This window comes from Paraburkholderia elongata (genome assembly GCF_013177735.1).
In the GTDB taxonomy this organism is placed as follows: Bacteria; Pseudomonadota; Gammaproteobacteria; order Burkholderiales; family Burkholderiaceae; genus Paraburkholderia; species Paraburkholderia elongata.
On record NZ_WOEZ01000088.1, the window covers coordinates 16,929 to 43,159 of the forward strand.

The following is a 26,231-nucleotide window of genomic DNA, read 5'->3' on the forward strand; positions in this document are numbered from 1 at the left end:
CACATCTCCATCACCATCCCCATCTGCCTCCCGGCCGTCCGCTAACGCGAGCGTTCCCTACGCCGCCACCTTCAAATCCTCAATCGCCCGCTGCCTGACACCCAAATCGTCCCAAAGCTCCGGATGGCACGTGAACACCAGAATCTGGTGCCGCGTCGCCGCGTCGATCAGCGCGCGCTTGATCGCATCGCGTCGCGCCGCATCGGTATGCACGGCGGCGTCGTCGAGCATCAGCAAGGTCGGGCGGCCCGATGCCTTCAACAGATCCGCATACGCCAGCCGCGTCAAGATACCAAGCTGCTCCCGCGTGCCGAAGCTCAACGCATCGAGCGTATCCGCGCGACCATAACGATCCAACGTCGCGGGACTCAGATCGTCGCCGAGCGCAATCGTCGATTGCGGGAAAATCCGCTTGAGGTAGTGCCCAAGCCGCTCGGTCAGTGGCGCACGCAATTGGGCCACCGCCGCATCGCGTTCGTCGACAAGCACCTCGTCGAGCAGACTCAAAGCACCCGCCCGCAAGCTGAGTTCGTCCTTGCGACGCGTGGCCTGTTCGACTGAAGCATTCACCACCGCAAGTCGCTCCCCAAGCCCAGACGCGCCAACCGTCTCCAACTGACTGCGCAATTGCGTGATCCGCAGTTGCCGGTCGCGCTGCTCGTTGCGCGCAAGCTCCGCGGACGCACGATAGCGTTTCGCTTCAGCCGCCGGATCGTCGAGACGCACCGCCTCCAGTTCCCGCTCCCTTCCTTCAAGCTGTTTCTTCAGCGCCTCGACCTGCACACGCTGCTCGACAATTTTCGTCTGCCACTGCGCGCGGTTGCGACAAAACGCTTCATCGCTCAGTTGGGCTTCCTTTCGCTGCAACTGACCGGCGAGCGACTCCGTCGTAGCCATGGCGGTGGATTTGCTTTCCGCCGCCTGCGCCAGCACTTTTCTGGCGGCTTCCAACGCATCACGCGCGAGGTCGGCATTCCTGCGGGCCTCGTCGAGCGGTGGCGCGGCAGACACGTCGGGCAATAGAGCCAGCCGCTCATTCGATGTCTGCAGCCGCGCAGCAGCCGAAGCCAACGCAGCACGCAGCGCGTCGATCCCCTGTGGTGCATGCACCTCGAGAATCTTCGCCTGGCTTTTCTGCTGCGCGACCAGCGTCTTCCACTGCTCGTGCCTGGCCTCGGCCTCGCCCAGCGACGCCACGCCCAGCGCCCGCAACAACTGCACATGCCGGGCTTCAAGCGATGCCAGTTCAGACAACTGCGCCGACAGATCGGAGACGCCCGGAATCACGCGCAATTCGCCGAGCTCGCCAAGGCCGATCAGCTTCTCCTCGTCGAGCCGCAGCACGCCCTCGCCGCTTACCTTGGTACCGCCGACGGTGATCGCACTATTCAGCCGATATTCGATGCGCGTCATCGCCGCTTCAGTACGCGCGCGCAGCACGGTCAACTCCGCATCGAGCGACTGGAGCCGCTTCAATTGCGCCCCGTCGATTTCGAGTGCAGCCGCCGCACGCGTCGCCTCCAGCACGGCCTCGTTTGCCTTGCCGGCGGCCGCGATCGCCGCTTCAAGCCGCTCGCTCTCGGTGCGGTGCAGAGCTATCTGGCTGCGCAGATCGCCCGCGGTCACCGCGGCGTTGGCCAATTCGTGGGCGCGGCTGGCATCGGCGTACGCCTGTTCGAATTGCGCCACGCTCGCCTGAGCCTGCGCATGTTCGTTCTGTACCGCCGACACGTTGGCTCGCGCGGCATCGAGTTGCTGCCGCTCGCGAGCAACAGCCGCTTCGAGTTCAGTCGCCGCCTGTTCCTGCTGCAAGGAAAGCGCCAGTTCCGCCTCGCTCAATTGCAGCGACTGCGAGAGCGCCTGAAGACTACGCTCGAGTTCCGCCGCGGCATCGGCACGCTGTTGCGCCTGCACGGCTTTCTGCTCATGAAGCTCCCACGGACGCTTGCGTTGCGCGTCGTCGAAGGCTTCCTGCTGCGCGGCAAGCCGCACGATGTTCTCGTCGAACTGCTGGCGCTGCTGCTCCAGCTCGTCGCGCTCGACGATCAGCGCCGCCAACGCCTGTTCGGCCTCGGCCAGCGGCCCGGTGGACTTCTGCGTACGCGCCGTGAGCAGTTGTCGAAGCTCGCGCTGCACGGCGGCGATCAGCGCGTCCTCGCCTGCGGATTCGCTACTGCCCGACAGTTGCGAAAGCGCATCGCGCAGATACTGCGCCGCGTGCCCCGTGGAATCGCGCATCTCCTGCGTGCCGCCTTGTTGCACCCACAACAAACCGGGAACACCGGCATTTTCCGCCCTAAGCGGCCCACGCGCGGCACGCGAAAAACCGAGCAAGGCGGCGAGCTTGTCTTCGGCTTCGTCCTCGCCGAACACCGTCTGACCGATCTTCAGCTCGCAGCGCTGCCGTGTGACGAACTGCTTCGACAGCCTGCATGCCGTGCCGTCCATATCGAACGTCACTTCAACCGACGGCTGCCCGCTCGCCTTGCCCCACGGCAGCAGGTCTTTCAGATGCGAAGCCTTGTAGCGTTCGAGGAACACCGCTCGCACGGCTTCGGCGATGGTGCTCTTGCCAGCCTCGTTCGGGCCGGTGAACAGGTTGAGACCGGGCTCCAGATCGTCGATAACGAGCCGGCCGGTGAACTGCTTGAACTCCTGAATCGCGATACTTTCCAGCTTCATGCTGACCTCGCTTCGCGCGGCAGTTCACGTTGAAAACGCGCGAGAAGCAATAACGCCTCCGCCGCTCGCTTGACCTGTTGCGGGTCGGACTGCGGGTCCTCCTGCAAGCCTCGCAGACGCGCTACCACTTTCGCGAGGTAGCCGCTTTGCGCGCCGAGTTCGGCGAGGTCGTCGGCGGTGGGCAGCACCTGCAGGCCACTCAGATCGACACGTAGCGCACGCACCCGCGCGCGGGTCTCTTCCACCGCAACGCGAATCGCTTCGGCCTCGGCCAGTGCGGTCGTGCCGTTTACGGTGACCCGCAACACGTCGTGACTGCCCAACGCACTGAGGCGCGTCTTGAGCGAATCCACATCGGTCGGCACCGAGATCGTCTCTTCCCAGCGATGCCATTGATATTTACCCACCCGCACCGCTTCAACTGCCGGTGTGGCGCCAGGCTCGGTTAGCGTGACGTCGAGCATGAAGCCCGGATCGTTGGCGCGGAAACGGTCCTGTTCGTGCGTGCCGGCATACCAGGTCCGCTCGTCCACACGCAAATGACCGTGCCAATCGCCGAGCGCGAGATAGTCCAGACGCGCGCTCGCGGCACGCGTCGGGGCGATCGGGTTCGACGAATCGATGCCTTCCTGCAGAATTCCGCTCACGCTGCCATGCGCGAGCCCGACGCGGTGATAGCCGTTCGGCGTCTCCGTTGTGTCGAAGAAACCCGTCGTGTCGTCGTAGGTGATACGTTGCGTGAGCGGCGCGCAGAGCAACGCGCATTGGCAGGCGTCGAGCGTCACCACGCCGGGTTCGAGCACCACCCGCACGTTCGGCGCAATGCAATTCAGGCGCTGCGCACGGGTCCACACGCTCTCGACCAGCGCGGCATCGTGATTGCCAGGCAGCATGATCCACGGCCCGGAAAACGCTTGCAGCGCGCCGAACAAACGGCGGATCACCGTGTCCGATACGGTCTGCAGGTCGAATACGTCGCCCGCGACCAGCACGGCGTCGACCTTGCGCGCCGCCGCTTCCTCAGCGATCCGGCGTACGGTTTCGAAGCGCGCTTCCGCGAGGTGCGCGGCTTCGTCCGGCTCGAACTGGCCGAATTGCGTACCTATCTGCCAGTCCGCGGTGTGCAGAAACCTGATCACTGTGCCTCCATTCCGTTCAATTGCATCGTCACTCAACACTCATCAACACTCATTCGGCGCCCATGTTACCGCGCCGGCGGGTCAAAGAATGTCCCAGGCCGGTGCCACACGGCCGGAACAGCGGCGCTACACTCGCGTTTCCAGACGACCACGTCAATCGCACCGCAACATGTCAATCGAATTGAATCCCGCCGCCCCGCTGCCGATGAACAAAGAGACCGAACTGAAAAAGGCCAAGCGCACCCCGTTGCTGTTGCTGGCGGCGGCCGCCTGTGTTTTCCTCGTGACCGCTTTCATGCCGCGCGGCTTCTGGGTGGACGGCATCAAGGCGGTGGCCGAAGCCGCCATGGTCGGCGCGCTCGCCGACTGGTTCGCGGTGGTCGCACTGTTTCGCCGTGTGCCGATCCCGATCGTCTCCGCGCACACCGCGATCATTCCGAAGAACAAGCACAAGATCGCCGACAACCTCGCGGTGTTCGTGCAGGACAAGTTTCTGGACGTGCCGTCGCTGGTCGGGCTGATCCAGAAACACGACCCGGCACAAAGCATCACCGGCTGGCTGACGCAGCCGGCCAATACCGCGCGCCTGGGCGACTACGTGGTCAAACTGACGAGCGGCATTCTCGAACTGACCGACGACGTGCGCATCCAGGTCTTCATCAAGGACGCGTTGCGCGACGTGCTGGCCAAGGTCGATCTGTCGCAATCCATGGGCGCGATTCTTGACACGCTCACCAAGGACGGCCGTCACCAGGAACTGCTCGACGCCGGCATCAAACAGGTCGTAGCGCTGCTGAGCGAGCCGCAGGCGCGCGAGTTTATCGCTGAACGTATCGTCGAGTGGGTAAAGAGCGAATATCCGACGATGGAGATGATCCTGCCGTCGGCATGGCTCGGCGAAAAAGGCGCCGAAACGATCGCCAGTGTGGTGAACCGGATGCTTGAGCAGATCAGCGAGAACCCCACTCATCAGTTGCGCCAGAAATTCGACGACGCGGTGCAGAAGCTGATCGTCAAACTCAAGAGCGATCCAGCGTTCCTGCGGAAAGGCGAGGAACTGAAGCGCTATCTGGTGGAAGGCGAAGCGTTGAGCACGTATGTGAAGGACATGTGGGGCGAATTGCGCGCATGGCTCAAGCGCGACCTGCAGCGCAGCGATTCGGCCCTGCACGCCAGAGTGACGGCGATGGGTCAATGGGTAGGCCGCGAACTGGCGCAGGACCCCGCGCTGCGTCAGTCGCTCAACGACCATCTGGAAGAAGCGGCGCGCGCCATGGCGCCGGATTTCGCCCAGTTCCTCACGCGCCACATCAGCGATACAGTGAAGAACTGGGACTCGCGCGAAATGTCACGGCAAATCGAGTTGAACATCGGCAAGGATTTGCAGTACATCCGCATCAACGGAACGATTGTGGGCGGCTTTATCGGCTTGCTGCTGTATGCGAGTTCCCAGCTGTTCGAACTGCTGCGTTTGCACATGGGCTAGGGATACGGCCGCCGCACGCCAAAGCGCCTACAATCCGGGCATATGAATTGCTCAGGCGCTTTACCTGATTGCCGCCGTTCCATCCGCGCGTGCCCTCAATAAAAGCGACGGCGCCACCACATCGAGAAGTCTGCTCATGAAAATATCGTTACCGCCGCATGGGCGGCCGAACCGCGTATACCCGCCGGGTACGCCCGGTCTGCATGGTTTGGCCTCGATCATCACCGGCGTGGTGGTGGTGTGCGCGCTGTACTTCGGCCGCGCGGTGCTGATTCCGATCACGCTCTCCGTGCTGCTCAGCTTTCTGCTCGCACCGCTGGTGCAGGCATTGCGGCGCTTGCACATGGGTCAGTTGCCGTCGATCTTTATCGCCGTGCTGTTCGCCCTCGCCACCTTGCTGGCCGTCGGCGGGCTGATCGGAGCCCAACTGGTGCAACTGGCGAGCGATCTGCCGCAGTATCAGGTGGCGATCGAGCAAAAGATCGAGACGGTGCAGGAGAAAACCGTCGGCCGGGCCGATTCGCTGATGAGCCGCGCCGCCGCCACGCTGCAACGCGTCGCGCCGAGCAAGCCGAGCCCGCCGCGCCTCACCGGACGCGCGGCGCGCAATGCGCCCCCCGTGCCGACACCCGTCGAAGTGCACGAGCCATCGCTCACGCCGATGCAACTCGCTCAACGCGCGCTGTCACCGGCGATCGAACCGATCGAGACGACTTTCATCGTGCTGGTCGTGACGATCTTCATCTTGCTGCAACGCGAAGACCTGCGCGACCGTTTGATCAGTCTGTTCGGTTCGCGCGATCTGCACCGCACGACCACGGCGATCAACGACGCCGCCGGGCGGCTGAGCCGCTATTTCGTCGCGCAACTGGGCGTGAACCTCAGCGCGGGCGGGATCATCGCGATCGGTCTGGCGATCATCGGCGTGCCGGGGGCGCTGCTGTTCGGCGTGATTGCTGCGTTGCTGCGCTTCGTGCCGTACATCGGCATCTGGATCGCCGCGATTCTTGCCGTGTTTCTCGCCGCCGCCATCCAGCCGCAATGGACCATGGCGGTCTATACGCTGATCCTGTTTATCGTCGTCGACGTGGTGGCCGGGCAGATCGCTGAGCCGCTGCTGTACGGACATCGTTCGGGGCTGTCGCCGCTGGCGGTGGTGGTCGCGGCGATTTTCTGGAGCTGGCTGTGGGGGCCGATCGGCCTCGTGCTGTCCACGCCGCTCACCCTGTGCGTCGTCACGCTGGGCCGCTACGCCGATCGTCTGAACTTCCTCACGGTGCTGCTGGGCGACCAGCCCGCGCTTACTCCCGCGCAGACCTTCTATCAGCGGCTTCTGGCGGACGATCCGCATGAAGCCATCGTGCAGGCCGAGCGCCTGCTGCGCGAGATGTCGCTGATCGATTACTACGACAATGTCGCGCTGGAGGGCCTCAAGCTCGCGCGCAACGATGCGATGCGCGGGGTGTTGATGCCTGAGCAGTTGGCGCGAATCAACGACGCGCTGGTCGATATCGTCGAAAACCTGGAAATCGCCGACGGACTGCCGGATCGTCTGTCACGCACGGAACCGGCCGACGCCGCTGAGGCGATATTGGCTTCGGCGTCCGCGGATCTTTCGGAGCGGCACGACAGCCACATTTCGGTCCATCCACAGCAGCACCATGAAAGCGAAAAGACCTCGGCGCTGTGCGTGCCTGGACGCGGCGCATTCGACGAGGTCACCACCGCGATCGCCGTGCAGTTGCTCGGGCGCCAAGGGCTCGCGCCGATGATGGCCACGCACTCGGGTTATCGCAGCGCGCATGCCGGCGAACCGAGCTTCAAGGACGCGCCGATCATCTGCATCATCTCGCTCGACGCACCGGAATCGCCGCCGTATCTGCGCAATATGCTGCGGCGCACGCGAGAATGGCGGCCGAGGGCGACGCTGGTGGTCGGCGTTGGAGGAGCACCCGAAGGCGGCCCGGAGATGGGCGCGACGGGTGCTTCGCACGCGGCGCCGACTTTCCGTGCGATGATCGAGGAATGTCAGGTGGCGGCGAGCCTGCAGTACACGCGGCAGCCTTCGCACGCGGCCGGGGCGGATTGAGATAGTCTGCGGCGTCCCTGCATGATTGAATAAGAAAGGCCGTGAGGTGCTGGCGCACCCCACGGCTTTTCTATTTGCGGTGCGCTAGGGCAATGTACCCAAAATGAGGACAGCCACGCGCCACCCCTCCTTCATACTTCACCTATCGATTCGCACCGCCTCTAGAGCGCACTCAAGCCCCGGCGGGCAATCCATCGGCATCGAAGATCCAGGAGACACGCATGAGCCGCAGCTTCAAACCCTATCCGTTCACGCCTCGTCACTATGCGGGGGTGGTGCCGCCGCTGGTCGACGGGCATGACCCTGTGCGGCGCGCCGTAGCGATTGTCGGTGGCGGTCCGGTAGGCATGACGCTGGCGCTTGCACTGGCTCGCCAGGGCGTGCGCTCGGTGCTGATCGAAGCAGACGACGGCGTCTGCACCGGCAGCCGCGCGATCTGTATTTCACGGCGCAGCCTGGAGATTTTCAAACGCCTCGGTGCAGTGCGCGGCTTCCTGCAAAAAGGCCTGCCATGGACAGGCGGTCGCAGCTTCTACCGCGATACCGAAGTGTTCCGCTTCGCCATGCATCAGGACGACGAGCAATCGCTGCCGCCGATGATCAACATCGCGCAATACCAGATCGAACAGTTGCTGCTCGACGAAGTGGAACAGCACGCCGATCTGATCGACATCCGCTGGCAAACCCGCGTGACCGGTATCGAACAGCACACCGACAACGGCACCGCCGGCGCAACGCTTGACCTAAGCACCGGCGACACCACATGGAAAATGCGCGCGGATTGGGTCGTCGCATGCGACGGCGGCCGCAGCACGATCCGCGAAGCACTCGGCCTCAAGCTCACGGGCACGACCTATGAGGGCCGTTACGTGATCGTCGATATCGAATTGAAGAGCGAGCGCGCCACCGAACGTCTCGCCTATTTCGATCCACCCTCCAATCCCGGCTCGACCGTGCTGGTGCACAAGCAGCCCGACAATGTCTGGCGCATCGACTACCAGCTTCGCGACGATGAAGACCCCGAGGCCGCGGTCAAGCCTGAAAACGTGATGCCGCGTGTGCAAAGCGTGCTCGACTCGATGGGCGAAACAGGCGAATGGTCGCCGATCTGGGTTACGGTCTACAAGGCCAACGCATTGACGCTCGAACGCTACCGCCACGGCTCGGTGCTGTTCGCGGGCGATGCCGCGCATCTCGTGCCGATTTTCGGCGTGCGCGGCGCGAATTCCGGCATCGACGACGCCGACAATCTCGGCTGGAAACTCGCTTGCGTGGTCAATGGCATTGCGTCGGCGCGACTGCTCGACAGCTACAGCGACGAGCGCGTTTTCGCGGCGCGTGAAAACCTGAGCTACGGCATGAAGAGCACGGAATTCATGGCGCCGCCCTCGTTCGCATTCGACCTGATGCGCAAGGCGGTGCTGGGACTTGCCGAGCGTCATCCCGCCGTGCGGCCTCTGATCAATCCGCGGCAGACACATGCGATTGCGTATGCCCAGTCGCCGCTCAATCGGGTCGCGGCCGTTGCATCGGGCGCGTTCGCCGACGGTCCGGCGCCAGGCACCGTATTGCCGGAGTGCCGCCTTCAACGCATGTGCGACGGCGTAGCAGTCGATATCCATCTCACCGATCTGCTCGGGCCATGCTTCACCGCACTTCGCTTCGGCGCGGACGTGGCGCAAGACGAAGCATGGCAGCAATTGCATCATGCGCTCGGCGAACACAGCATTCCATTCAAAGCGGTCACACTGGTCACCGGCGACTCGCCGCGCGCCAGCAGCCCGCATGTGGTCGATCCGGCGGGACGCCTGCACGAGATGCTCGACGCGACCCCGGGCACCGTCTATCTGATCAGGCCGGATGGTCATGTGCTCGCCCGCTGGCGCAACGGCAACGCGGCGAACGTGCAAAGCGCCGTGACGGCCAGTCTGACGAACTGACGCAAGAGGAACTCACACCATGACCGATAGCGAACTCGACCTCGTCTACACGACGCTCTGCAAGACACTGACCGCTGAAGGCGAAGCGCAAGCGCCCTTGTATCTGGCACGCCTTGCGCTGCTATCCATGACGGAACTCGGCGATATGCAGCGGGCGTTGTCGTTGATCGAGGCGGCGAAGCTGCCGCCATCTTCGGCAGTGACTGCGTAGCAATGCCGAAGAGCGGCGGGAATACGGTGCAACGCCAAAGAAGTAAACCATAAGGCGAAAAAACCGCCCCGTTGATGACGCGGGGCGGCTTCTTACTACCGTAGCAACTTTCACTGTCCGGGATATAACCCCAACGTGCTTGCATGCAGACGCGCGAGCCCGAGCAACGCGTCCGTGTAAGGCGTAGGCACATCGGTAAGCTGCCCCAGTTCACGCACCGCGGCCACCAGCGCATCGAGTTCGACCGTTTTACCCGCCTGAACGTCCTGCAGCATCGAGGTTTTCATCGCGCCGAGTTTGAGCGTGACCTCGTGGCGATCCGCCGGCGCCTGCTCGATTGGAATGCCGAAGCGCGCACCGATCTCCTTTGCTTCCAGCATGATGCTCGTAACGAAGTTGCGCACCAGTTCGTCGCTGAGAATCCGGTCGGTGGTCGCGCCGGTGATGGCGCTGATCGGATTCATCGTCATATTGCCCCACAGCTTGTACCAGACGTCGCGCTGAATCTGCTCTGACATCGACGCATTGAAGCCCGCTGCGGCCAGCGTGGCGGTGAGCGTTTTGACGCGTTCGCTCGAACTCCCCGACGCCTCGCCGACGATCAGCCCATTGCCCTGATGATGCCTGATGACGCCCGGCGATTCGATCAAGCAGCTCGCATGCACCACGCAACCCACCGTCTGTGCGGTCGGAATCGCGGCGGCGATCGCGCCGTCAGGATCGATCGACTTCAGCCGCTTGCCCGCGAAATCGCGGCCGAGCCCGTCACAGAACCACCATGGCACGCCGTTCATCGCGGTCAGCACGATCGTATGCGGGTTCAGCAGCGGCGCGATATGCGCGGCCACCGACGCCATTGCCGGGCCCTTGACCGCCACCACGACGAGGTCCTGCACGCCGAGATCCGCCGTTTGTTCGCTCGCCTTCACCTTCACGGTATGCGTCGCGCCGCCTTCGATCAGACGTAAGCCGTGCTGCTGCAACGCACTGAGCGTCGCTCCGCGCGCCACCACGCTCACGTCGTGGCCGGCCTGCGCGAGCTTCACCCCCATCCAGCCGCCGATCGCGCCTGCACCGTAGATTCCTACTTTCATCGCTTCAATCCTTGCTTTAATCGTCGGGGCAATCTTCGCCTCAATTCTCGCGTTAGTTCTTTCGTTAGTCCTTGCGTTAATCCTTATAGCTCGCGTCGATGCGATCCACGCGCCGCACCAACGCGTCGAACACATCCTGTCCCGCACCGTGACGCGGATCGAACTGCAACGAGTCGCGCGAGCAGCGGATCGCCACTTCTTCGGGCACCGGCCGCGCGCGACCCATCGAGAACGTGGCCATCTGGATTTCGCATGCGCGGTTGAGCGTCCACAGAATAGCGAAAGTCTGCGGCAACGTGTGCCCCCAAGCAAGCAGGCCATGGTTGCGCAAGATCACCGCCTGTTTGTTACCGATATGTTCGAGCAAACGCGGCCCTTCTTCCGCATGCACCGTAATGCCTTCGAAGTCGTGATACGCGATGCGGTCATGCAACTGTGCGCTATAGAAGTTGGTTTGTTCCAGGCCGTTTTCGAGGCATGCCACTGCGACGCCGGCCGTGGTGTGCGTGTGCATCACGCAGTGCGCATCGGCCAAACCTTCGTGAATCGCCGCATGCACGACAAAGCCCGCGGGATTCACCGGATACGGCGAGTTGTCGAGCACGCGCCCTTGCGCGTCGATCTTCACGAGATTGCTCGCGGTCACTTCGCTGTAATGCAGGCCGAACGGATTGATCAGGAAGTGGCGCTCGCCGCCGCTCACGCTCGCCGGCACGCGCAACGTGATGTGGTTGTAGATCATCTCGGTCCAGCCGAGCATATCGAAGATGCGATAGCACGCCGCCAGTTGCACGCGCGCCTGCCATTCGTCGGGATGCATCGCGGCGGCCTTCGGCGGGGCCGCTGGTTGCATTTCAAGAGTCGTCATCAAGGTCTCCGTTGTTATCGTTCGATATCGTTCGCTGCGGTTCGCTATCGTTCGTTACGTTCGGCCGTTGCGAGTCACAGCCGTTATGCGCCCGCCACCACCGCCGCGATTGACGACGCCACATAGCCGGCGTTGCTCGCATTCAATCCGGCAACGCACATGCGTCCCGAACGCAGCACATACACGGCGTATTCGCTTCGCAAACGCTCGACCTGGGCTTCGCTCAAGCCCGTGTACGTGAACATGCCGCGCTGCGCCACGTAACGCGCGCGCATCACTTCATCGACGCGGCCTGCAAGGCCTTCATGAATCGTGCCGCGCATGGCGAGAATCCGTTCGCGCATGGTGGCGAGCTCCGCTTCCCACGAAGCACGCAAGGACGTGTCCGACAGCACATTGGCGACGAGGCGAGCGCCATGCGTCGGTGGATTGCTGTAATTGGCGCGCACCGCCGACATCAATTGCCCGAGCACGCGAGCCGCTTCTTCCTTGCTCTTGCACACCACGCTCAACGCGCCGCAGCGCTCGCCGTACAGCGAGAAATTCTTCGAGAACGAACTGGCGACGATCAACGGCACACCCGCATCGGCGAGCAGGCGCACGCAGGCGGCGTCCTCCTCGAGACTCGCGCCGAAACCTTGATACGCCATGTCGACAAACGCAATCAGTTTGCGGCGCTGCAATACCGGCACCAGTTCCGCCCATTGCGCCGGACTCAGGTCGACGCCGGTCGGGTTGTGGCAGCACGCGTGCAGCAACACGATGCTCTGTTCCGGCAAGCGGCCGATCGTGTCGATCATGTCGGCGAACCGCAGGCCACCAGTGTGTTCGTCGTAATAGGGATAGGTGTTGACCGTGAGGCCCGCGCCTTCGAATACCACGCGATGGTTTTCCCAGCTCGGATCGCTGATCCATATCTGCGAGGCCGGGAAATAGCGCTTCAGAAAATCCGCGCCGACCTTCAGTGCACCTGAGCCGCCGATGGTCTGCAAGGTCGCGATGCGGCCCGCTGCACGCGCTTCGTGGTCCGCGCCGAACACCAGCGCCTGTGCTGCGTCGCGGTAGAGCGGCAGACCGGCCATCGGCAGGTACGAACGCGGGCCGATCGCGCCGAGCAGCGCGGTTTCGGCATGCCGCACGGCGTCCATCACCGGCAGCTTGCCGGCGTCGTCGAAATAGATGCCGATGCTCAGGTTCACTTTGTTGGGCCGCGGATCGAGTTGAAAATCCTCGTTCAGGCTCAGAATCGGGTCGCCCGGATAGGCGGGAATATGGTCGAACATGGCAATTCCTTGAGTGGAGCCCCGCATGTGGCTGGATTGCGACCGGCGTATACCCTGAATGTGGACTGTTGCAGCCTGGTCTTAGCCGCGTGGGCGAGACGGAAGTCTAAGCGGGTTTCCAGCTTCCCGTCGACCAGGACGAGTGTCGACTAATGGCTCGCTGCATACAATCAATCGATTTTTCACGATTCGTAAGTTTTTCTTTAGAATCGCCTGATGCCACTCACACGCGTCACCATCCGTCAGTTCGAAGCGTTTCTCGCCATCGTCGATTTGCACAGTATCGGCGCGGCGGCGGAACGGCTCGGGCTGACCTCGTCGGCGGTCAGCCAGTTGCTGGCCGAACTGGAAACGGAACTGGGCTTTCGCCTCTTCGACCGTACGACGCGGCGCGTCAATCTGTCGAGCGCGGGGCAGGATTTTCTGTCGTCGGCCGAATCGGTGTTGCGCTATGTGCGCGCCGCCGCCCAATCCGCCGACGACATCCGCAATCGTGCGGCCGGCATCGTGCGAGTCGGCGCACCGCTGGTGCTCGCGGCGACCGCGCTGCCGGCGGCCATCGCCGAATATGCGCGTGACAAACCGAAAGTGGTCGTGCGCATTTTCGACACCGTGGTCGAACAGTTGGTGGAGCGCGTGGAAAGTGGCGACGTGGATCTGGCGATCGGCCCGGATCGCCAGAGCGGCACGCGGGTGCGTTGCGATCCGGCCTTCGCGAGCCCGTGGGTGATGTGGTGCGCACCGAGCCATCCGTTGAACGCACGGCGCCGGGTGCAGTGGCAGCATTTGCGCGACGTGCCGATCGTGGCCACCGGCCGCGATCACGAGCGCGCGGTCGAACAGATGCTGGCCAACCTGCCGGTGGAGGCGCGCATCATTCCGGTGGACGTGGTGGACAACGTCACCACGGCGTTCGGCCTGGCTTCACAGGGGCTTGCCGTGACGCTCGCGCCCGCCTATGTCGCGCCGCTCGCGCGAACCTTCGGGCTGGTGATGAAGCGGATCGTCGATCCGGAAACGATCCGCGAAGTTTGCGTGTATCGCTCAACCGAACGTGCACTGTCACCGCCCGCGGACGGTTTCGCGGAATTCATCATGCCGTGGCTGAAGCGCTGGGATCGTGAGACGCAGGCCGATGCGCGGGTTAAGCGCGGGTGATTTTCCATGCAAGTTCAATTGCGCTTCGGCTACCCATCAACTGCGTCGCAGTTAACCTACGGGCGCAGCTTCGGCGCGCCGGCTCAGGACCGCTCAGGCAACAGACATAGCGCGAACAACTGGCGCTGGCCGGAGATTCCCAGCCGCGCATAAGCGCGCTTCTGATACGTAATCACGCTGGTCGCCTTGATGCCCATTTGCTCGGCAATCTCGGTGGCGCTTGCGCCCTCGAGCGTGCCGCGCAGCACGTCGATCTCGCGCGGTGTCAGCGCCGGGCAGGCGCGTCTGACACGCGCCAGCATCGCGGCTGCCGTGCCTTTCTGATGCTGTCCGTTGAGCGCGTAATGGCTTTTCGCCGCGTGCGCGAACAGATGCGCCACGCTTTCTACGTGCTCCAGTTCGCCTGGCTGAAACATGTCGTATGCCCTGTCACGATACAGATTGATCGACAGCCAGACGCTTTCCATTGGTTGCAGAAGCAACGAAAGCCGGTCGGACACGTTGGGCTGTGCATAGCAGGCGGCGCGGTAGGCTTCGTTCTCGATTTCTTCGCTTTGCTGCTGGTGCAGCACTAATGCCTCGTGCGACTGTTTCGCTTGCGGGCGGCCGATGATGGCGCGATTGCCGTCGAGGGCGTAGAAGTGCGTAGCGTAGCGGTCGGCGACATCACGGAGAAAGCGGCCGCCGCGATGGTCGGCGGCAGAGACAGTGCGAGGCCTCGCGTCGAATTCATAGGCGAAAATCGTGCACTGCGAAACGGGAAGCGTGTCGCCGACGGTTTTCAGAATGCTTGCAGCGAGCGCGTCCGGGTCGGCATGCGAGATCGACATGACGAGATCAGTCACACGCGAAGTGTTGATTTGCCCGCTGCGGGGCGGTGTGGATATGCGCCAGGAACGCATGATAAAGGCGAGGTCGCAGTGCTTGGGTTTCAGTCTGGCAAGCGTAGCACAATGGCGCGTTACGGCTGGCGCTGCTCTGCCTTGGCGGCGGAGTCCGCTTACGCCGCTAGGGCCCACGCAAACCGGGCGACGAATGAAAAAACTATAGCGCCCCCAATTTAACAGCCAGGAAATCGACGAGCAGCCGCGTTCGCTGTGGCAAGCGCCGCGTTCTCGCCCACATCGCATGCAACGGCAAAGGCGTGAGCTGGAAATCCGCCAGCAAAACCTCAACCCTTCCTGATTCGACCCATTCCTGAATCTGCCAGAAGGCCGCTATCCCGACCCCCATGCCGCCCAGCACGCCCGCATTCACCGCAGCCACCTGATTGCTGTCGAAGCGCCCTGCCACATTCACCGTAATCTCGTGTCCATCGGACGACGTAAACACCCACCGCCCAGGATTAGGCACTCCCGTTCGGACGACACAATCGTGTCTCGCCAGATCCCGTGGATGCGACGGTCTGCCGTGTTCGGCAAGATAGGCCGGCGCTGCGAACACCACCCGCCGAAGCGTGCCGATCCGTCGCGCCACCAGCCGTGAATCCGGCGTTTCGCCAATGCGGATCGTCACATCGGCACCGGTTTCTGCCGGATCGCGATACTCGTCGCTCAGATCGAGCGACAACTCCAGTTGCGGATGACGCTGCAAAAACTCCGCAGCGAGCGGTGCGATGAATTGCGGGCCGAACAGCGTGGGCGCATTGATGCGCAAACGCCCGGTGAGCCGGTGCGCTTCCTCGGCGAGTTCGGTGCGCGCCAGTTCGAGTTCGGTCAGCGCGCCTTTGACGCGCTCGTAAAAACGCATGCCGGCCGCGCTCGGTTGCGAAGTGCGCGTGGTTCGCACGATCAAGGTCGATCCGTGCACCCGCTCGAGCACCTGAAGCGACCGGCTGACGGCCTGCAACGACCGCCCAAGCCGGCGCGCGGCGCTCGTCAGACTGCCCTCTTCGACGATCGCCACCAAAGTTTCCAGATCGCGCAATGCATCCATCGCCGATTCTCCCGTTTTTCGTGAGGATGTATCCAATTTAGTGCGATTTGTGTTTGTCTGACGTGAGAGTAGCATCGATTAACTTTCACTTTACGGCTAGCCCGACGATGGACTCTCCCACGATTCAATGCCAGACAGCGCCCCGAACGGCTACGCCGCCGGCGCACAGCGTTCCGACCGCGCGCTTCGCCGCGATGGTCGCGGTCGCCGTGCTGCCGCTGTATGCGTCACAAACGTTGATCGGCCCGCTCGACGCCTCGCTGCATCTCGGCGCGTGGACCACGCTCGTCACCGCCTTGACGCTGTTTGGTTATGCGGTCGGCCTCGTCGGCCTCGTACCGCTGATCGACCGCTTACCCAATCGGCCCTTGATTGCCGCGACGCTGTTCGCGCAGATCGCGTGTCTCGCACTGGCCGCTATCGCGCCGCTGGCACCCGTGTTTCTCGCGGCATCGTTCGCTGTCGGCGTGACATCGAGCGTCGTGCAGATGCTGGTGCCCGCGGCGGCGTCGCTCGCGCCGCCGTCTTCGCGCGGCAAAGTCGTCGGCAACGTGATGAGCGGTTTGATGCTCGGCATTCTGTTATCGCGGCCGCTTGCCAGTGTGATCGGCGGCGCATTCGGCTGGCGCGCGTTTTATGCAGTCGATGCTCTGCTGCTCGCCGCCGTCACGCTTGCCGTGGTACCGCGTTTGCCGGATAGCCGCCCTGTCGGCGCGCCGTCGTATGCCGCATTATTGGCGTCGATGGTGCGGTTGGTGGCGCATGAGCCCGTGCTGCGCCGGCGGGATCTGTACCAGGGCTTGCTAATGGCCGGCTTCAATGCGTTCTGGAGCAGCGTTGCCATCGTCCTGACGCGTGCGCCGCTCGGTCTGAACAGCACCTCTGTTGCTCTGTTCGCGCTGGCCGGCGGTGGCAGCGTGTTCATCGCACCGTTGGCGGGCCGAGCCGGCGACCGGGGCTGGTCGAAGCCCGCCAGCATGCTCGCTCATGCGGTCGCCATTGCGGCCGCCCTGATGGCGGCACTGGCGTTGGCCTCGGGAGTGTCGCGCGCCGCATCGATCGTCATGCTGGCCGTGGCCGCATTCTTTATCGATGGTGGCGTGATTGCCGATCAGGCGCTCGGCCGACGCGCGATCAATCTGCTCGCGCCCGAATCGCGTGGCCGGGTGAATGGGCTCTATACAGGGCTCTTCTTCGTCGGCAGCGCGGTAGGCGCCACTATCGCCGGGCCGGCGCTCGCGCGTTGGGGCTGGCCGGGTGTATGTGTCGCTGCATTGGGCTTTTTCGCCGCGGCAGCGGGACTGCATCTGCGCGACAGTTCGCGCGGACGCGACGCATGATCGATCTTACGAACGACTGAAGGATTAAGTGGAAGGTGCTCACGCCTATCGTGGCAACGTGCCCAGCGCCGAAGCGCACCTGCTTGAAGGTGGGCACTTTGTGTTGGATGAAGCAGTCGATCAGGTTGCGGCGTTAATGATTCAGTTTCTTGGTGCGCGGCTGGCGCGATAATGCGTTCTTTCCTGGCGGGTGGTCTGGTTGTATGCGCAACGACCGTGGGCCGGCCCCCGGGAAAGACACCCACGATCACCCGGGAAAGGACTCGCGCACCCATCAGAAGCGGTAGTTGATAGAGATATCGGCCACACCGGTGGCCCTGCTGTGCGTAATCGGACTATTGCCCGCGCTGCCGACCAGTTCTTCAAATGCACCGTCGGCAGTGGCAAACCAGTGCTTGTCGAACAGCCACACTGCGCTAATGCCGAAGCCCACCGACTTGAAACCCGCGCTCGCGTGATACTGCGAGTATTGCGAGTGCGCCGCCTGAGTCTGATTCACACCGTACCAGGCATTCATGTAGTCGGAGTCCGCAACTGTCACGTTCGGCCCGGCGAACCAAAAGAATTTTTTCGTGCTGCCCGGCATTGGCAGATAGGCGCCGAGATCGCCGATCCAGCCGTTCGAGCCGCCGAAATAGCGCCGGACGTCGGCGCGCAGCACGAGCGGAAAATCCTTCGACACGACATATTCCCCGGAGAGTTTGGCGCCCGGCGCCTGATTGATGTTGCCGAGGCCATTCAACTCCTCCGGATCGTCATGACCGCGACGCCCGAGATCGTAGACGACCCCGAGACTCGCGCGCCAGTTCTGCCCTTGCGCGAAGTTGACCCCAAGACCTTCGCCGCTCGAAAAGTAGAACAGGTCCTTGTAGCGCACGTCGATGCTCGGACCGGCCATCACGTGATACCGGTCGGAGCCCTCATAACGCGGCTGGAACGACGCCGCCGCGCCGACGCGCACCTGCCAAACCGGAATATCCGGTTGCCACATCTTCTGCAGCGGAATGCCCACGGAATACTGCCATTCGCCCAACGGCGAAGGGGTTTGGGCCAAGGCCGAACCCGGCAAAACGCCGATACCGCCGAGGGTCACGGCGACCAGAGATGTTGCCGCGATGCTTGTTTGTTTCTTGCGAATCCTGCCGATCCGCTTTCTACGGCTGATCAACACCAGAAGCCTCCGTTTCTCGCGTATCGCGACGGGGTTTAGGTTTTCACCCGAGGTCCGCAATGGGTTGCAAACATCCGGGCGACCGCCGCCATGCTACGCGCGGCATGTAATTCTTTCAGCAGACGACACGCATTGCCCGGCAAAACGCACTGTCCGAATCGGGTGCCGACCCGTAAATTGGGCACTTGTACGAACAGAGACGTGCGAAAGATTTGCCGACGCACGCTCCTGTGCAAAATGCGGGCCAGGTCGCCGGAGAGGCCCGGATCGGCTTGGGTTGGCTCGATTCGGATCGGACAGGAGAATCGCAAGACAGACCGACGGACGCTAGCAAGCGTGCCGTGGCGATGATGAGAGGCAGAGTACAGTCACAAAAAAACGGCCGGCGCCGCGCGATGCGGCGCCGGAACAGGACGATTAGCGCCGGTGGGGCGTTCGCCGCTTTACAGCGCTGCTTTATTACGGTGCTTTATTACGCTGCTGGGCCGCACCGATTTGTAGCGCGGTCTTACTGTGCCGCTTCGACCAGCACAGGCTTGTCGCGATAGAGATTCGGAAACAGACGCTTCAGGTTTGCGACCTTCGGCATGTCGTTGATGGCGATATACGCGGAGTTCGGATGCAACGTCAGGTAGTTCTGATGGTACGACTCAGCAGGATAGAAGCCCTTGAACGGCTCCGTCTTCGTCACGATCGGCGCCGGGAAGGCGTGTGCCTTCTCGAGTTGCGCGATGTAACTCTGCGCGACGTGCCGCTGCGTGTCATTCAGCGGGAACACCGCCGAACGGTATTGCGTGCCGCTGTCCGGCCCCTGGCGGTTCAACTCGGTCGGATTCTGAATCACGGAAAAGTAGACCTGCAGCAGTTGCCCGTAGGAGACCTTGGTGGGATCGAACGTGACCTGCACGGATTCCGCATGGCCGGTTTCGCCGCCACTGACGGTTTCGTACTGCGCCGTGTCGCGCTGGCCGCCTGAATAACCCGACACCGCCTTCGTGACGCCTCGCACGTGCTGGAACACGCCCTGCACGCCCCAGAAGCAGCCGCCCGCGAACACGGCGGTTTCTTCGTGCGCGGTCGTGGCGGAGATCGGCTCGTCGAGCGCGGGTGGCGCAATGACAACCCCGGCTTCCGACGAGAATGCCACGCGCTGCGCCAGCAGCAGCGCCAGCGCGCCGAGCCCGACCGAAAGCGCGATGGCCGCTGTGCGTGAGCGGGCCGGTTTGCCGATAATGCGTTTCTCGATGTTCATGATATTCGTCCTGATTCGATCAGCTCGTGCCGCGCGCGGCGGGCGTGAAAGTTAAAGCGAGGCCGTTCATGCAATAGCGCAGGCCGGTCGGTTTGGGGCCGTCGTCGAATACGTGCCCCAGGTGGCTGCCGCAGCGCCGGCACAGTACTTCGTCGCGAGTCATGCCGAACGACGTGTCGGAATGCGTAATGACCGCGTGATCCAGCGGCTGCCAGAAACTCGGCCAGCCGGTGCCGCTATCGAACTTCGTCTTCGACGAAAACAGCGGCAGTGCGCAACCGGCGCACGCGAATGTGCCGGCGCGGTGCTCGTCGTTTAGCGGGCTGCTGAATGGCCGCTCCGTGCCCGCTTCGCGCAGCACGCGGTACTGCGCGTTCGTGAGCAGCTTGTGCCATTCGGCATCGCTGTGCACGACCTCGTAGGACGCCGCTGCGCCCGCGGCACCCATACCCGCCGCGCTTGCCGTGCGCCATGCGCCGGTGCTGCCGGCGAGCGACGCCGCGCCGATTAACCTGAAGAAACTCCGTCTGCTGCAAGTCATGATGATCGTCCCGGAAAGTCCGTACCGTTCACCCGTTCAGGCGCTGAGCGCGCCGCCCGCGAGTGGTCCTGGCACTTAGTCGGCCAACAAGGGGATTTATGACAGCATGCGCGTCTTTTTGCGTGACGGCGGCGGTTACAGCGGAAATTTCGTGGTCGACAGGATTTCCTTGAGCACCATGAACGAGCGGATTTGCCGGACGCCTGGCAGGTAGAGCAACTGCTCTGCGTGCAGACGATTGAAGCTGTCGCTATCGCGCGTACGGATCGTCATGAAATAGTCGAACTCGCCGGTTACGACGTGACATTCCATGCACCCGGCCACCTTCTGCGCCGCTTTTTCGAACTCGGCAAACGACTCCGGCGTGGACCGATCCAGCACCACGCCGATGATGACCAGCATGCCCGCCCCGGCCGCCTTCGGGTCGATCAACGCGACGACGCCGCGAATCAGCCCCGATTCCTTCAACCGCTCGACGCGCCGCAAGCACGCCGGCGCACTCAGTTTGACTTTGGCCGCGAGCGCGACGTTCGAAATCGACGCGTCGGTTTGCAACTGACGCAGGATCGCCCGGTCGATGCGATCGAGCGCGTGAAGCGGATCAGCTTCCGCGGTTGGAGTTGCTGCGGCGGTTACGGTGGTTGCGGCAGCAGTGACCGGTGTATTACGAACTTTTGTTGCGCTCATCGGTTCCCATTCGGCTTTTTGTTAGGTGAATTTCGATTGATTATTTTTAAAAGTATGCCGGATGGAATTTCTTTGCAAGCTCATTTCTAGCGCTTTTCCCTACCATTTGTTTAGCGCGACTGCTTGCTGCTCGCGTCGAACCTATCACTCCGGAGCTGCCATGAACCTGCAACGATTCCCTCGCTACCCACTGACTTTCGGGCCTACGCCGATCCAGCCGTTGAAGCGTTTGAGCGACCATCTGGGCGGCAAGGTGCATCTGTACGCGAAGCGCGAGGACTGCAACAGCGGCTTTGCCTTCGGCGGCAACAAGACGCGCAAGCTTGAGTACCTGATTCCTGAGGCATTGGCGCAGGGGTGTGACACGCTGGTGTCGATTGGCGGCATCCAGTCGAACCAGACTCGCCAGGTAGCGGCTGTTGCCGCGCATCTGGGGATGAAGTGCGTGCTGGTGCAGGAGAACTGGGTCAACTATTCGGACGCCGTGTACGACCGGGTTGGCAACATCCAGATGTCGCGCATTTTGGGCGCTGACGTCCGACTGGTTGCCGACGGCTTCGACATCGGCTTTCGCAAGAGTTGGGAGGACGCATTGGAGAGCGTGCGTGCCGCGGGCGGCAAGCCATACGCGATCCCGGCCGGCTGCTCCGACCATCCGCTGGGAGGCCTCGGCTTCGTCGGTTTTGCCGAAGAGGTACGCCAGCAGGAAGCCGAGTTGGGCTTCAAATTCGACTACATCGTGGTGTGTTCTGTGACGGGCAGCACCCAGGCCGGCATGATAGTGGGTTTCGCCGCCGACGGCCGCGCCGAGCGCGTGATTGGCATTGATGCATCCGCGAAACCTGCGCAGACGCGCGAGCAGATCACACGAATCGCGAAGCAGACCGCAGAAAAAGTCGACTTGGGGCGCGACATCACCAGCAAGGACGTGGTACTGGACGAGCGTTATGGCGGCCCCGAATACGGCTTGCCGAACGAAGGAACATTGGAGGCGATCCGTCTATGCGCGCGACTCGAGGGCGTGCTGACCGACCCGGTGTACGAGGGCAAATCGATGCACGGGATGATCGACATGGTACGAAACGGCGAATTCCCGGATGGCTCACGGGTGTTGTACGCGCATTTGGGCGGCGTGCCGGCACTGAACGGCTACAGCTTCATTTTCCGGAACGGGTAAGCGACGGCAAGCGCGCGGTCAGCGGTCGGCAATTAGTTAGTTTGCCGTAGCAACGTTCGCTGCTGGTCCGCGAAATAGTGCTGAATTAGCGGAGCCGAGGACTCAAACGCGGCGGACGGTTTTTGAAGTACGCTTCGGCGCGCGCAGCGCCGCCGGAAGTATGATGCCCTTGTCACTCACGCCGAATGTGCGAGGGCGCAGATTCCAGATGCACCACTGCCTCCTCCGAGCGAGGGACCCGCTTAAGAATTAGCGGTTTGAGCCGCTTTCTCTTGCCTACTTCTCTTTGCGGCGGCAAAGAGAAGTAGGTGCCGCCCCGCACAGGGGCAACGCTAATAAACCAATAAGAATTCAAGGCAAGGCCAACGCCGCAGGCATACAGAAAAACAAGCGCCGCACAGGCAAAAAAATCAAACCCTCAACCCCTCCCTCAAAAACTCCACAAAAGCCCGAATCGTGACAGAGCTCTGCCGATGCTGCGGATAGACGGCATAGACAGTAGTCGCCGAAGGCAAAAACTCTTCCAACACGGTCACCAACTGACCGCTCCCAATCGCATCAGCAACAATAAAATCAGGAAGCCGAACAATCCCCAACCCAGCGACGGCAGCATCGCGAATCAACTCCCCATTATTAGCCCGCAGCGGCCCATGCACATCAACCCCCTCGGAAACCCCATCAACAACAAAATCCCAACTCACCACCCCGCCATGCCCATACAACAGACACGAATGCCGCGCCAGATCGGCAGGATGAACCGGCGCCCCACGCCGCCGCACATACCCCGGACTGCAACACACCACCATCCTGACATCGACGAGCTTCTGCGCGATCAGCGTGGAATCCTGCAACGTGCCGATCCGAATTGCCATATCGAACCCCTCGCCCACCACGTCGACGGTACGATCGCTCAACTCCATATCGAAGCGCACATCGCCATGCTCGCGCAGGAAGCTCGCCACCAACGGCGATAGATGCATCATCCCGAACGACATCGGCGCGCTGACCCGCAACAACCCACGCGGCCCGGCGCGGCGCAGCGACATCGCCTGCTCGGCGTCATCCACTTCCCCGAGAATGCGCCGAGCACGCTCATAGAACTCCTGCCCGAGTTCGGTCACAGCCAGCTTGCGCGTATTGCGGATCAGCAGTTGCACGCCGAGCGCCTCTTCCAGCGCCATCACGCGCCGGCTGACGAACTGCTTCGACAGCGCTAACCGCTTTGCCGCCGCGGTGAAGTTATGGGCGTCGACCGTGGCGACGAAGATCCGCATGTCATCGAGTTGCATCGTTTTGTCCACCTCAGCGTGACAGTGTTTCCTGTTTACATCCGATTATAACCATCCTGATTGACCTAAACTGTCATTCATGGATTGCGGACAAACCTCTGGCCGGATCGCACAACAGAACCAAGGAGAAATACGATGCTCGATATCAGACACGCCAATCAACGCGGCCGCGCGGAGCACGGCTGGCTCAGCTCGCGTCATACGTTTTCCTTCGCGAGCTATCACGATCCGAAGCAGAACGGCTTTTCCGACCTGCTCGTGATCAACGACGACCGTGTCGCACCCGCCCAAGGTTTCGGCACGCACCCGCATCGTGACATGGAGATCTTTTCGTACGTGCTGGAAGGCGCGCTCGAACATAAGGACACGATGGGCACCGGCTCGGTGATCGTGCCTGGCGACATCCAGCTGATGAGCGCGGGAACCGGCGTCGCGCATAGCGAATACAACCATTCGAAGAGCGAGCCGGTGCACTTCATGCAAATCTGGATTGCGCCGGCGCAGAACGGCACCGCGCCGCGCTATCAGCAACGTCACTTCGGTGCGGACCAGAAGCGCGGCGTGTTGCGCCTCGTGATGTCACCGGACGGTGCGGACGGCTCGCTGGTGCTGCAACAGGATGCGCGCGTCTATGCCGGTCTTTTCGACGGCGACGAAACTGCTCGCCTCGAACTGGCCAGTAATCGCTATGCTTATGTTCACGTGGCGCGTGGCAGCGTCACGGTGAACGGCGTCGAGCTTGGAGAAGGCGACGGCGCGCGGGTCCGCGACGAAGAAGCCCTGACCTTCACGCAAGGTCACGACGCGGAGGTGTTGGTGTTCGATCTGCGTAACATCGAAGTGTCAGAGTTGTGGGCTTAAGCGGCTCGATCCCGTCGATAGATCCGGCCGGCTTAAGCGTGGCTCGCGGCGAACTTTGCGGCGAGCCGCACCCTTCCTAATTTTTGAGAAAAATCATGCGCTATACGCTATTTGAAAACCAGAAAGACGCAGGCATTCTCGTCGCCCGCGTCCTGTTGATGGTGCTGTTCGTGATGTTCGGCTGGTCGAAGCTGACCGGCTTTTCCGGCACCGTCGCTTATATGACGTCGACCGGCGCACCGATTCCGGAATTGTCGGCGATCATCGCCGTGGTGATGGAGTTTGTGGTGGGCATTGCGCTGGTGGTGGGCTTCTATACGCGGCCGCTTGCGCTGCTGCTTGGGATCTATACGGTGGCCACGGCGATCATCGGCCACCACTACTGGAACATGACGGGCATGGTGCAGTACGAAAACATGATCAACTTCTACAAGAACGTCAGCATCATGGGTGGATTGTTCCTGTTGTGCTTGACCGGGCCCGGCAAGTATTCGTTCGACCGGCGTTAAGACTGCGCTAGGCCACGCTGCCGGTGTTCGGCAAGCTCGACAAAAAGGTCGCCCGACATTCGCCGGGCGACCTTTTTTGTCGCATGAGGCAGTCCACGCTAGCCGGCAAACTGCGCCAACACGCGCTCACGAATTGCCGGCCGGATATTCGACTGCGCCATATTGCCTTGATAATGCGCGACCACGCGCGGGTTCATCACGCGGAACCACAGTGGCGGCACATACGCGAGCATGATCATCGTCGCGTAACCGGAAGGCAATTGCGGCGCGCCGTCGAAATGACGCAGCGCCTGGTAAGAGCGCGTCGGATTCGCATGATGATCGGCGTGACGCTGCAACTGATACAGAAACAGATTCGTCACGATGCGATTGCTGTTCCATGAGTGCTGCGGCTGGCAACGTTCATAACGGCCGCTCGCGAGTTGTTTGCGGCCGAGCCCGTAGTGCTCCAGGTAGTTGACCACTTCGAGCAGCGAGGCGCCATACGCCGCCTGAATCAGCAGAAACGGAATCACCGTTTTGCCGAACAGCGCGATCATCGCGCCCCACAGCGCCGCCGTCATGGCCCACGAGTGCAGGACTTCATTGCGCCATGTCCAGGGCGATCTACCGAGGCGTTCGAGCCGATGTTTTTCGAGGCGCCACGCTGAGGCGATGCTTCCGAACACCGTACGCGGCAGAAAACGCCAGAACGATTCGCCGTAGCGCGCGCTCGCCGGATCGGGCGGCGTAATCACGCGCACGTGGTGCCCGCGATTGTGTTCGACGAAGAAATGACCGTAGGCGACCGGCGCCAGCGTGATCTTGGCAAGCCATCGTTCGAAGCCATCGGTCTTGTGGCCGAGTTCGTGCGCGGTGTTGATCGACACGCCAGTCGCCGCACCCAGCGAGAGCGCAAAGCCGAGATAGTCGTACCACGCCAGGGCGTGCGTGCCGACGATCCACAGTGCGCCGAAGAACGACACGTATTCGATGAAGGTGGCCAGATAGACCACGCGGCGGTAATAGCGCTCTCGTTCGAGCCTCGGGACGACGTCTTCTGGTGGATTGCTCGGATCGTCACCGATCAGATAATCGAGCGCCGGAATAATGCCGAACACGAAAATCGGCCCGAACCACCAGAAAATATGCCAGCCGGTCTGCAACGCCAGATTGGCGGCGTGCAGCGGCAAGGTGATGGTGAGTGCACCGAGCAGCCATAGATACCGCTTGCCGTCGACCCACCGAGCGGGGGCCGCTTGCGATGTTGCCATTGTCTCCCTCCTGGTTTTATGTCGCCTGGTATCAGCGAGCTTTGCGCTTGCTAGCCAGTACGCATGTCGGCAGGACTTTGCCCGACTCCCAGATTTATATGGCCTGACGAGCGGGATAGCCAAGGAATTGGCCTAGGTGCAATACTGTTAACAAAGTCGAATTTGTGTTAACTTTCAAGCGCCTGCAACGACAAGAAGAGCTTGAAGATGGCAAGAACGGAAGCAACGCTGCCCGGTGGTGCGAGGCTCGCGGACTATCTGGCGGT

At 62.4% G+C, this 26,231-nt stretch carries 23 protein-coding genes; 10 read left to right on the forward strand and 13 right to left on the reverse strand.

The features are described 5' to 3' along the window. Nucleotides 1–57 precede the first annotated feature (57 nt). Together GNZ13_RS17115 and GNZ13_RS17120 are read right to left on the reverse strand one after the other, a co-directional pair. A complete protein-coding gene (locus GNZ13_RS17115; protein WP_172166522.1) occupies nt 58–2,682 on the reverse strand; it encodes an AAA family ATPase in 2,625 nt (874 codons plus the stop codon). Further along, the gene (locus tag GNZ13_RS17120; RefSeq protein WP_172166525.1) at nt 2,679–3,821 is read right to left on the reverse strand and encodes a metallophosphoesterase family protein; all 1,143 of its coding nucleotides are present in this window, start codon (nt 3,819–3,821) and stop codon (nt 2,679–2,681) included. The genes GNZ13_RS17115 and GNZ13_RS17120 overlap by 4 nt, the downstream gene beginning before the upstream one ends. A 205-nt stretch (nt 3,822–4,026) precedes the next feature. Here GNZ13_RS17120 and GNZ13_RS17125 point away from each other — a divergent pair, with 205 nt between their 5' ends. The 4 genes from GNZ13_RS17125 to GNZ13_RS17140 all read left to right on the forward strand — a co-directional run bounded on the left by GNZ13_RS17125 (nt 4,027) and on the right by GNZ13_RS17140 (nt 9,547). Further along, nucleotides 4,027–5,307, forward strand: a complete 1,281-nt coding sequence (locus GNZ13_RS17125) for a DUF445 domain-containing protein (protein WP_172166582.1) — start codon at nt 4,027–4,029, stop codon at nt 5,305–5,307. A gap of 136 nt (nt 5,308–5,443) precedes the next feature. Beyond that, nucleotides 5,444–7,396, forward strand: coding sequence for an AI-2E family transporter (locus GNZ13_RS17130; RefSeq protein WP_172166527.1), 1,953 nt, complete (start codon nt 5,444–5,446; stop codon nt 7,394–7,396). Nucleotides 7,397–7,617: 221 nt separating this feature from the next. Then, nucleotides 7,618–9,336 (forward strand): FAD-dependent oxidoreductase, encoded by a 1,719-nt coding sequence (locus GNZ13_RS17135; protein WP_172166530.1) that lies wholly within the window; start codon nt 7,618–7,620, stop codon nt 9,334–9,336. Between the two features lie 19 nt (nt 9,337–9,355). After that, nucleotides 9,356–9,547: a hypothetical protein gene (locus tag GNZ13_RS17140; protein WP_172166533.1), complete on the forward strand. Its 192-nt coding sequence runs from the start codon at nt 9,356–9,358 to the stop codon at nt 9,545–9,547. Nucleotides 9,548–9,657: 110 nt separating this feature from the next. Here the strand turns inward: GNZ13_RS17140 and GNZ13_RS17145 are convergent, their stop codons facing one another. From GNZ13_RS17145 to GNZ13_RS17155, 3 genes are all read right to left on the reverse strand, one after another. Then, nucleotides 9,658–10,641, reverse strand: a complete 984-nt coding sequence (locus tag GNZ13_RS17145; RefSeq protein ID WP_172166535.1) for a 2-dehydropantoate 2-reductase — start codon at nt 10,639–10,641, stop codon at nt 9,658–9,660. Nucleotides 10,642–10,717: 76 nt separating this feature from the next. Further along, nucleotides 10,718–11,509, reverse strand: coding sequence for a class II aldolase/adducin family protein (locus tag GNZ13_RS17150; RefSeq protein ID WP_172166538.1), 792 nt, complete (start codon nt 11,507–11,509; stop codon nt 10,718–10,720). An 83-nt stretch (nt 11,510–11,592) separates the two neighbouring features. Further along, complete coding sequence (locus tag GNZ13_RS17155; RefSeq protein WP_172166540.1) at nt 11,593–12,792, reverse strand: amino acid aminotransferase; 1,200 nt, start codon at nt 12,790–12,792, stop codon at nt 11,593–11,595. A gap of 216 nt (nt 12,793–13,008) precedes the next feature. On the opposite strand from GNZ13_RS17155, the gene GNZ13_RS17160 reads away from it, so the two are divergent. Continuing rightward, nucleotides 13,009–13,950, forward strand: coding sequence for a LysR family transcriptional regulator (locus tag GNZ13_RS17160; RefSeq protein ID WP_172166543.1), 942 nt, complete (start codon nt 13,009–13,011; stop codon nt 13,948–13,950). 83 nt (nt 13,951–14,033) lie between these two features. Here GNZ13_RS17160 and GNZ13_RS17165 read toward each other — a convergent pair whose 3' ends face one another. Both GNZ13_RS17165 and GNZ13_RS17170 read right to left on the reverse strand, forming a co-directional pair. After that, nucleotides 14,034–14,852, reverse strand: coding sequence for a helix-turn-helix transcriptional regulator (locus tag GNZ13_RS17165; protein WP_172166546.1), 819 nt, complete (start codon nt 14,850–14,852; stop codon nt 14,034–14,036). 142 nt (nt 14,853–14,994) lie between these two features. Continuing rightward, nucleotides 14,995–15,885, reverse strand: a complete 891-nt coding sequence (locus GNZ13_RS17170; protein ID WP_172166549.1) for a LysR family transcriptional regulator — start codon at nt 15,883–15,885, stop codon at nt 14,995–14,997. 107 nt (nt 15,886–15,992) lie between these two features. Between GNZ13_RS17170 and GNZ13_RS17175 the strand changes: the two genes are divergently transcribed. Both GNZ13_RS17175 and GNZ13_RS17180 read left to right on the forward strand, forming a co-directional pair. Then, on the forward strand, nt 15,993–17,225 hold the full coding sequence (locus tag GNZ13_RS17175; protein WP_172166552.1) for an MFS transporter: 1,233 nt from the start codon (nt 15,993–15,995) through the stop codon (nt 17,223–17,225). A 28-nt stretch (nt 17,226–17,253) separates the two neighbouring features. Beyond that, entirely contained in the window at nt 17,254–17,397 is a 144-nt protein-coding gene (locus tag GNZ13_RS17180) for a hypothetical protein (RefSeq protein WP_172166555.1), read from the forward strand. Nucleotides 17,398–17,499: 102 nt separating this feature from the next. Here the strand turns inward: GNZ13_RS17180 and GNZ13_RS17185 are convergent, their stop codons facing one another. The 4 genes from GNZ13_RS17185 to GNZ13_RS17200 all read right to left on the reverse strand — a co-directional run bounded on the left by GNZ13_RS17185 (nt 17,500) and on the right by GNZ13_RS17200 (nt 20,876). After that, nucleotides 17,500–18,396 carry a MipA/OmpV family protein gene (locus GNZ13_RS17185; RefSeq protein WP_172166558.1) on the reverse strand — a complete coding sequence of 299 codons (897 nt, stop codon included), beginning with the start codon at nt 18,394–18,396 and terminating at the stop codon, nt 17,500–17,502. Nucleotides 18,397–18,904: 508 nt separating this feature from the next. Further along, complete coding sequence (gene msrA, locus GNZ13_RS17190; protein WP_172166561.1) at nt 18,905–19,648, reverse strand: peptide-methionine (S)-S-oxide reductase MsrA; 744 nt, start codon at nt 19,646–19,648, stop codon at nt 18,905–18,907. Nucleotides 19,649–19,667: 19 nt separating this feature from the next. Continuing rightward, the gene (msrB, locus tag GNZ13_RS17195; RefSeq protein ID WP_172166563.1) at nt 19,668–20,189 is read right to left on the reverse strand and encodes a peptide-methionine (R)-S-oxide reductase MsrB; all 522 of its coding nucleotides are present in this window, start codon (nt 20,187–20,189) and stop codon (nt 19,668–19,670) included. Nucleotides 20,190–20,324: 135 nt separating this feature from the next. Next, on the reverse strand, nt 20,325–20,876 hold the full coding sequence (locus tag GNZ13_RS17200) for an Lrp/AsnC family transcriptional regulator (RefSeq protein ID WP_172166566.1): 552 nt from the start codon (nt 20,874–20,876) through the stop codon (nt 20,325–20,327). Between the two features lie 160 nt (nt 20,877–21,036). On the opposite strand from GNZ13_RS17200, the gene GNZ13_RS17205 reads away from it, so the two are divergent. Next, nucleotides 21,037–22,053 (forward strand): 1-aminocyclopropane-1-carboxylate deaminase, encoded by a 1,017-nt coding sequence (locus GNZ13_RS17205; protein ID WP_172166568.1) that lies wholly within the window; start codon nt 21,037–21,039, stop codon nt 22,051–22,053. Between the two features lie 410 nt (nt 22,054–22,463). Here GNZ13_RS17205 and GNZ13_RS17210 read toward each other — a convergent pair whose 3' ends face one another. Continuing rightward, entirely contained in the window at nt 22,464–23,342 is an 879-nt protein-coding gene (locus GNZ13_RS17210) for a LysR family transcriptional regulator (protein ID WP_172166570.1), read from the reverse strand. A gap of 135 nt (nt 23,343–23,477) precedes the next feature. Here GNZ13_RS17210 and GNZ13_RS17215 point away from each other — a divergent pair, with 135 nt between their 5' ends. Both GNZ13_RS17215 and GNZ13_RS17220 read left to right on the forward strand, forming a co-directional pair. Continuing rightward, nucleotides 23,478–24,203, forward strand: coding sequence for a pirin family protein (locus GNZ13_RS17215; RefSeq protein WP_172166572.1), 726 nt, complete (start codon nt 23,478–23,480; stop codon nt 24,201–24,203). Between the two features lie 95 nt (nt 24,204–24,298). Beyond that, complete coding sequence (locus GNZ13_RS17220) at nt 24,299–24,712, forward strand: DoxX family protein (RefSeq protein ID WP_172166574.1); 414 nt, start codon at nt 24,299–24,301, stop codon at nt 24,710–24,712. A 98-nt stretch (nt 24,713–24,810) separates the two neighbouring features. On the opposite strand, the gene GNZ13_RS17225 is transcribed toward GNZ13_RS17220, so the two are convergent. Further along, entirely contained in the window at nt 24,811–25,965 is a 1,155-nt protein-coding gene (locus tag GNZ13_RS17225) for an alkane 1-monooxygenase (RefSeq protein WP_172166576.1), read from the reverse strand. Between the last annotated feature and the right edge of the window lie 266 nt (nt 25,966–26,231).